The sequence below is a fragment of the Pinirhizobacter sp. genome (genome assembly GCF_035317885.1).
GTDB lineage: Bacteria > Pseudomonadota > Gammaproteobacteria > Xanthomonadales > Rhodanobacteraceae > Pinirhizobacter.
Genome location: NZ_DATHFX010000411.1, coordinates 1 through 7049 on the forward strand (window position 1 = coordinate 1; position 7049 = coordinate 7049).

8 protein-coding genes are annotated in these 7049 nt (G+C 64.7%); 1 reads left to right on the forward strand and 7 read right to left on the reverse strand.

From position 1 onward, the window contains the following. The 4 genes from VK519_RS13570 to VK519_RS13585 form a co-directional block, all read right to left on the reverse strand. A partial coding sequence (locus VK519_RS13570) for a 3-keto-disaccharide hydrolase (RefSeq protein WP_324350613.1) occupies positions 1-440 on the reverse strand: 440 nt, incomplete at its 3' end. A 37-nt stretch (positions 441-477) separates the two neighbouring features. Then, the gene (locus VK519_RS13575; protein ID WP_324350614.1) at positions 478-2295 is read right to left on the reverse strand and encodes a GGDEF domain-containing protein; all 1818 of its coding nucleotides are present in this window, start codon (positions 2293-2295) and stop codon (positions 478-480) included. 4 nt (positions 2296-2299) lie between these two features. Next, positions 2300-2614, reverse strand: coding sequence for a hypothetical protein (locus VK519_RS13580; RefSeq protein WP_324350616.1), 315 nt, complete (start codon positions 2612-2614; stop codon positions 2300-2302). A gap of 212 nt (positions 2615-2826) precedes the next feature. Further along, positions 2827-3735 (reverse strand): LysR family transcriptional regulator, encoded by a 909-nt coding sequence (locus VK519_RS13585; protein WP_324350618.1) that lies wholly within the window; start codon positions 3733-3735, stop codon positions 2827-2829. Positions 3736-3846: 111 nt separating this feature from the next. On the opposite strand from VK519_RS13585, the gene VK519_RS13590 reads away from it, so the two are divergent. Next, complete coding sequence (locus VK519_RS13590; protein ID WP_324350620.1) at positions 3847-5010, forward strand: MFS transporter; 1164 nt, start codon at positions 3847-3849, stop codon at positions 5008-5010. Between the two features lie 54 nt (positions 5011-5064). Here the strand turns inward: VK519_RS13590 and VK519_RS13595 are convergent, their stop codons facing one another. The 3 genes from VK519_RS13595 to VK519_RS13605 all read right to left on the reverse strand — a co-directional run. Next, complete coding sequence (locus VK519_RS13595) at positions 5065-5487, reverse strand: addiction module antidote protein (RefSeq protein WP_324350621.1); 423 nt, start codon at positions 5485-5487, stop codon at positions 5065-5067. 60 nt (positions 5488-5547) lie between these two features. After that, positions 5548-5841, reverse strand: coding sequence for a type II toxin-antitoxin system RelE/ParE family toxin (locus VK519_RS13600; protein ID WP_324350623.1), 294 nt, complete (start codon positions 5839-5841; stop codon positions 5548-5550). A 43-nt stretch (positions 5842-5884) separates the two neighbouring features. Next, a partial coding sequence (locus VK519_RS13605) for an Nramp family divalent metal transporter (protein ID WP_324350625.1) occupies positions 5885-7049 on the reverse strand: 1165 nt, incomplete at its 5' end.

Below are 7049 nucleotides of genomic sequence, written 5' to 3' on the forward strand. Positions count from 1 at the left end.
GTGGTGCTGTCCGGGCGGGTGCAGGTGAGGTCGGCGATCTGCATCTCCGGGCCCGTGGCCCAGGTGTAGTGGTATTCGGGCGATTCGTGCACGTAGAACATCACGCCTGAGTCGGCGCAGGGCGTCATCCGCCATTCGAGCTTCAGGTGGAAGTTGTCGTATTCGCCATCGGTGACGAGGTCGGCGAAGTCGGCCGAAGCGTCCTTGACGTGTTTCTCCAGCACGATGGCGCCGTCGGAGACTTTCCAGTCCTTGCCGGTGCCTTTCTGCAGGTACGAATGCCAGCCCTTGAGCGATTTGCCGTCGAACAGCAGCTTGAATCCGTCGGCTTTTTCCTGGTCGGAAAGCGTGTTCGGTTCCGGCTGGGCGGCAAAGGCAACGGGAATGGCGAGCGCAAGCCCCAGGCTGAGGGCAAGGCAGGTAAGCAATCGACGTGACATGGTTCGATTCCTGGGGAGGGGAATTCCAGTACGAAGGCTAGCCCAGTTCGCCCGCGTAGGAAATCTCAACGTCGCCCGGGGCCCTTCCGGAAGCCGCCGAGGAGGCCGTGGCCACCCGGTTGCGGCCCTCGCGCTTGGCCCGGTAGAGCGCATCGTCGGCGTCCACCATCAGCCGGTGCAGGTTGTAGCCGCTGCGTTCGGCCGAGGCCACGCCCAGGCTCGCGGTCACCATTACGTGGCCGGCATCGCGGTCCAGCGGTACCTCGGCGATGGCCTGGCGGATCTCCTCGGCCCGGGCCAGGGCTTGCTCGGCGCCGCACTCGGGGAACAGGATGCCGAATTCCTCGCCGCCCAGCCGGCCGAACACGTCCCGTGAGCGCAGGTAGCGCTGGCACACGGCGACCGTGCGCTTCAACACGTGGTCGCCCACCGCGTGGCCATGGGTATCGTTGATGGTCTTGAAGTGGTCCAGGTCGATCAGGATCAGGCACGCGCTGCGCGAGGACTTGGCCGAGTAACGCAGGCCCTGGGTGGCCTCCTCGACGAAGTGCTGGCGGTTGCAGATGCCGGTAAGGCCATCGCGTCGCGCCAGGTGCATGAAGCGCAACTGCGAGCGGCGCAGGCGGTAGAGCAGGAAACCGATCGATGCCAGCAGGAACAACAGCAGCACGATGTACGTACGGCTGGTCTTCACGGCCTCCCGGTCCAGTTCCTGTTGCAGTTGCAGGATCTGGTTCCGGCGGCTCAGGTCGAACAGCTGTATTTTCTTGTCTTCGACCTGCTGGCGAACCATCTGGTAGGCCAGGGTGCGTGCGGTGATGTCGTTCAAATGGCCCTTGTCGGCGGCCATGAACTGCTCGTGGTAGTCCAGCGCCGCGCGCGTGTTGCCCTCTTCCTTGGCGATCCGGTACAGCACGTCGTAGGCGATGCTCAAGGGCTCGGTGTACTCGCTCTTGATCGACATGTTGATCGCCGAGATGGCGGACTTGCGGGCGTGTTCGGAATCCCCGGTTTCCCAGTAGGCCTGGGCCAGCAAGGCATCGAACTGCGACATCAGGCTGGGGTACTGGTCGCGGCGGACGTCGGCATAGTTGGCCTGCAGCAGGGCGATGGCTTCGCGGCTGGCACCCTGCTGGATGTCGAAGGCGGCGATATCCGCGCGCAGCGTATTGGCCACCAGTACTTCGCCGGCACCCACGCAGGTGTTTACGCCTTCGGTGAAGTCGGGACTGAGCGACTGCAGCCGGCCGCTCTTGAACAGCGCATGGAGCTTGAAGAACGTGCCCTTGCAGGTGGTCTCGCCCTTCGGGTAGTCGGCGATCATCTGCTCGGCGTAGCTGGCGGCCTGGTCGTACTGGCCCGCGGCAATCAGCACCTGGGCCGCTTCGCCCAGTCCCTGGAAGCGCGCGGTGGCGTCGTTGACGCTGGGAAGTTGGTCAAGGAGCTGCGCCAGGCGCGCGAAGGCATCGTCGTAACGGTGGCCGATGCCCAGGATATTGATCAGCGTGGCAGTGGCACGAAAGCGAAGTATGGGATCGTCCGACTTGTCGATCACCTGGGTGAGCAGACGTCCGCCGAGGTCGTAGTCGCCCGAGTAGGCCACCTGCCAGGCTTCAAGGAATCGCAGGTAACCCAGTTGCGCCGGTTGCAGGCTGTCGGACCGGGCACCCAGATCGTTGATGATCTGCACGAAGCGCGGATGGTCGATCGTCTTGATCTTGTCCGCGTGGGCCAGCAGCGGGCCCGGGTCCACGGGCTCCCCGGCCTTGCCCAGCGCGCAGGCGGCGAACAACAGGCACGCCAGCAGCACCGCTGGGCACCAGAAGGCGCGGCGCCTGAGGCGTGCCGCGCTCATGGCTTTAAGGCAGACAAGCCATCGGAACATCCCGCGTACGCAATTGCGTGCGGCCGTCGTCACCGGGGCGATCGTCTTCCTCGTCTTCCTCACCCGGCTCGTGCTCATCGTCGGGCTGCTCCTCCGCCGGCATCTGCAGCTCGAACATGACGCCCGAGCCCAGCTGCGAACGCAGCGTCTCGGCGTCACCGGCAAGAACCGCCGCGCGTTGCGCAGGTTCGATACCGGCTTCTTCGAGCGCGTGCGCAAGAACGTCGCCATGATCGCGCAGGCCGGGTTCGGTCCCGATGCGCTCAAGAAAATCAATGATGTCCGGCATCCCCACGACCCCGCAAAGAGAGTACTGATGCTATGGCCCCGCGTGCTTCGCGAAACCGCCCCAGCTCGGGATCATACGCCGAATGCAGGCCGCCAGCGCCTTACGTCCGGCCTAGGACTTCCAGCCGTCGGCGGATGGCCGGGTCGGGCGTTTGGCGGGTCGAGCGGTGGCGCGCGGTACGCCGATGCGTGCGCCCCAAGCCTCCTTTCCGCTCAGGCGCGTGTCTTGAGGAACGCCTGCAGACGGGGTACCACGAAATCAAGGAAGGCCACCACGCGCGGCGCCATGCGCGTGCCCCCGAGGTACACGGCGTTGATGTCCTCGCGATCGTCGACGCCTGATGCCTGAAGCACTTCGACCAGCCGGCCGGCCGCGACATCGTCGGTGACATTGAACGAACCCAGCCGCGCCAGGCCCACGCCGGCCAGCGCCATGCGGCGGACGGTCTCGCCATTGTTGGCCAGCAACGAGCCGCCCAGGGTGCGAGAAACCACGCGTCCGCCATCCTTCATCGGCCAGATCGGCGCCGCGCGACGGAAGTTGAAGCCAAGGCAGTTGTGTCCGTCCAGGTCCTGCACGATGCGCGGCGTGCCGTGGCGAGTGAGGTAATCGGGCGAGCCCACGATCATGCGGCGCGCGTGTCCCAGGCGCCGGGCATGCAGGTTCGAATCCTGCAATTTGCCCACGCGGAAGGCGACGTCGGTGCGATCGAGGTAAAGGTCGACGATGGTGTCGGAAAGGGAAAGGTCGACCACGATGCCGGGGTATTCAGCCCAGAAGTCCGGCAGGATCGGCTCCAGTGCCATCGTGCCGAAGGCGACCGATGCATTGACGGTCACCGTGCCCTGCGGCTGGCCATGATGCTGGCCCAGGCTGCTCTCGATGTCGTCGAGTTCCGCAAGCAGCGCCTGGCTGCGCTCGAAATACGCCACGCCCTCGGCGGTAAGTGCGAGGGCGCGCGTGGAACGCTCCACCAGGCGCACGCCGAGGCGTTCCTCGATGCGTGACACCAGTTTGCTCACCGTCGATGGCGTCATCCGCAGCTTGCGCGCGGCCTCGGAGAAGCTCCCCGTTTCCGCCACGCGTACGAACACCAGCATTTCCCCAGTCCGATTGTCCATGGCGCACCTGTGAATTGGATTCACTAGTGATGGGAACGATGGGCGGATTGTCAAGGCGCGCTGCATGGTCCATCTTGCACTGCAGCATCCCTATTCATTTGCGGAAACCCCATGAAGACCAACTGGCCCCTGCTGGCGCTGGCCGTCGGCGCGTTCGGCATTGGCACCACCGAGTTCGCCCCGATGGGCCTTTTGCCGGTGATCGCCGATGGCGTGCACGTGTCCATTCCCACGGCCGGCATGCTGGTCAGTGCCTACGCCGTTGGCGTGATGATCGGTGCACCGCTGATGACGCTGGCCCTGGGCCGGGTGCGGGCGCGCACGGCATTGATCGCGCTGATGGGTATCTTCACGGTGGGCAACTTGCTGTCCGCGCTGGCGCCCGGTTACGGCTGGCTGTTGGCGTCGCGCCTGGTCACCAGCCTGAACCACGGCGCCTTCTTCGGCTTGGGTTCGGTGGTGGCGGCAAGCGTCGTACCGCGCGAGAAGCGCGCCAGTGCCGTGGCCACCATGTTCATGGGCCTGACCATCGCCAACGTCGGCGGCGTACCCGCGGCGGCATGGCTAGGCCACGCGATCGGCTGGCGCATGGCCTTTGCCGCTACCGCCGGCCTGGGCGTGCTGGCCATGGCGTCGCTGGCCCTGGCCTTGCCCAAGGGCGAGGCCGGCAAGATGCCCGACGTGCGGCGCGAGCTGAAGGTACTGGCGCGCCCGGCCGTGCTCGGGGCGCTGGGCACCACGGTGTTGGGTTCGGCGGCGATGTTCAGCGTCTACACCTACATTGCCCCGGTACTGACCAACATCACCCACGCCAGCGCCGGTTTCATTACCGCGATGCTGGTGGTGATCGGCATCGGCTTCACCATCGGCAATGCCATCGGCGGCAAGCTCGCCGATCGTTCCCTCGACGGTAGCCTGATCGCCTTCCTGGTCGCGCTGGCATTGGTGATGGTGGCGCTGCCGGTGCTTGCCGGCAGCCATGTCGGTGCGGCCATCGCCATGCTGCTCTGGGGCGCCGCGGCGTTCGCCGTGGTGCCGCCGGTGCAGATGCGAGTGATGCAGGCGGCGCATGAAGCGCCGGGCCTGGCGTCCTCGGTGAACATCGGCGCATTCAACCTGGGCAATGCGCTGGGCGCCGCCGCCGGTGGCGCGGTGATTTCCGCGGGTTTGGGCTATGTCGCGGTGTCGATGATGGGCGCGGTGTTCGCGGCTGCAGGGTTGGCGTTGGTGCTGCTCGGTCGCCACCATGCCCGCCGGGTGCCCGCGGTGGCGTGACGCCAAGCAGCCTATTAACGGTTGAGAAGGGTCACGTATGCCTGGGGCAGCTGCCTAGCTTTTTGCTACTCGAGTGGCCTTGGGTTTGTTGGACGTTCTCTTTGCTGCCGCTGCCTTGCGGCGGATGGGTGCAGCCTTCACAGGAGCAGGTTTAGCCCGCACCGCATTGCCCGTGGCCGCTTTCGCTGCGACGCGCACTGGCTCTGCCGTCAGCTTCACGCCGAGGGCGGCGACGATCTTCGAGATGGTGTCGAAAGCCGGCGTCGCCCCTGGTCGAAGTGATTTGTAAAGGCTTTCGCGGCCGAGCCCGGTGTCCTGGGCCATCTTCGTCATGCCGCGCGCGCGGGCAATCGTTCCGAGCGCTGTGATGACCTGTGCGGGGTCGTTTTCTGCAAGCACTTCGGTGAGGTATGCGGCAATCATTTCCTCGGAGTCGAGGAACTCCGCCGCGTCAAAGCGGGTGAAATTCGTGGTCATTGCGCACTCCATTGGGTACTGCTGATTCTTTGAGATTCTTAGGGGATTGCGAGCTAACGGCTACCGCTTCCAACCCGCCAACATGGCCTTTGCCTTGGTGATATCTGCTCTCTGCGTGGATTTGGCTCCGCCTGCCAGCACGAGGTAGATCTCCTTGCCCTCCTTGGCGTAATAAACACGGTAGCCGGGTCCGTGGTCGATCCGCATTTCCGACAAGCCGTCGAAGTGCTTCACGTCTCCCGGATTGCCACTCTCCAGACGCTCAATCCGACGAAGGATTTTCACCCTTGCCGTGAGGTCCTTCAGTCCGCCGAACCAAGCCCTGAATTCGTCGGAGAGATTGACCGTATTCATGCAAGGAGTGTATCCGATAGGATACATGCCCGCAAGGGTCCGGCTACGATGTTAAAGACAGCCCTGGCAGCGGTACATTTGCCGTGTGGAGCAACAAGGCGACGTTCAACGCCAGCACCACGATGCCGGCGAGAATGGCCGCGGCCAGCAGGGCCTTGCCGCATGCAGGCTCGACCAACGCGCGGCGGGCGGAAAACCACAGCAACGCCAGCATGGGAAAGGGCAACGCCATGCTCAGTACCACCTGGCTCATCACCAGCGCGCGGGTGGCATCGATACCCATCCACACCACCACGAAAGCCGGCAGCATCGTTACCAGGCGACGTACCCAGACCGGAATGCGGAAATCGACGAAGCCCTGCATGATCAACTGGCCGGCCAGCGTGCCCACGACGGAGCTGGATATTCCTGAAGCTACCAGCGACACCAGGAATACCGTGGCCGCCGCGCCACCAAGCAGCGGCAGCAGCGTGCGATAAGCCGTTTCGATCTTCGCCACATCCGCATGGCCGGGATGGAACGCCGCGGCCGCCATCAACACCATGGCGATGTTGATCAGTCCTGCCATGCCCAGCGCGACGACCACTTCGATGTCCGAATACTTCATCCGTTTGCGGCGCTCGATGCCGTCCTGCGGACGCACATGGCGGGCTGTAAGTCCCGAATGCAGGAACAGTGCGTGGGGCATCACCGTGGCGCCGATGATCGCCATGGCAAGGGTGAGCGAGGCGCCATCGGGGAGCTTCGGGTTTACCAAGCCGAAGCCTGCTGCCGCCCAATCGACCGGAGCGATGAACACTTCCATCAGGTAGCACACGCCTACCACGCCCACCAGGCTACCAATGACGACCTCCAGCCGGCGAAAGCCACGCTGCTCCAGCGTAAGCAGCGCGTAGGTCGCCACACCCGTCACCACCATGCCCGCCATCAACGGTATGTGGAACAGCAGCGACAGTCCGATCGCGCCGCCAAGGAATTCGGCAAGGTCGGTGGCCATGGCGGCCAGCTCGCTCACCACCCACATCACCCATACCAGGGGAGCCGGAAAGTGGGCGCGGCAAAGTTCGGCCAGGTTCTTGCCGGTGACGATGCCAAGGCGCGCCGAGAGTGATTGGAACAGCATGGCCATGACGTTGGCCATCAGCACTACCCAGAGCAGCGTATAGCCGTAGTGCGCCCCTCCTTCGATGTTGGTGGCGAAGTTGCCC

Bases quoted from the DNA above. Each gene is read 5' to 3' on its own strand.
- VK519_RS13600 (WP_324350623.1), bottom strand. From the start codon at position 5,841: ATGAATACGGTCAATCTCTCCGACGAATTCAGGGCTTGGTTCGGCGGA.
- VK519_RS13580 (WP_324350616.1), bottom strand. From the start codon at position 2,614: ATGCCGGACATCATTGATTTTCTTGAGCGCATCGGGACCGAACCCGGC.
- VK519_RS13590 (WP_324350620.1), top strand. From the start codon at position 3,847: ATGAAGACCAACTGGCCCCTGCTGGCGCTGGCCGTCGGCGCGTTCGGC.
- VK519_RS13585 (WP_324350618.1), bottom strand. From the start codon at position 3,735: ATGGACAATCGGACTGGGGAAATGCTGGTGTTCGTACGCGTGGCGGAA.
- VK519_RS13595 (WP_324350621.1), bottom strand. From the start codon at position 5,487: ATGACCACGAATTTCACCCGCTTTGACGCGGCGGAGTTCCTCGACTCC.
- VK519_RS13575 (WP_324350614.1), bottom strand. From the start codon at position 2,295: ATGAGCGCGGCACGCCTCAGGCGCCGCGCCTTCTGGTGCCCAGCGGTG.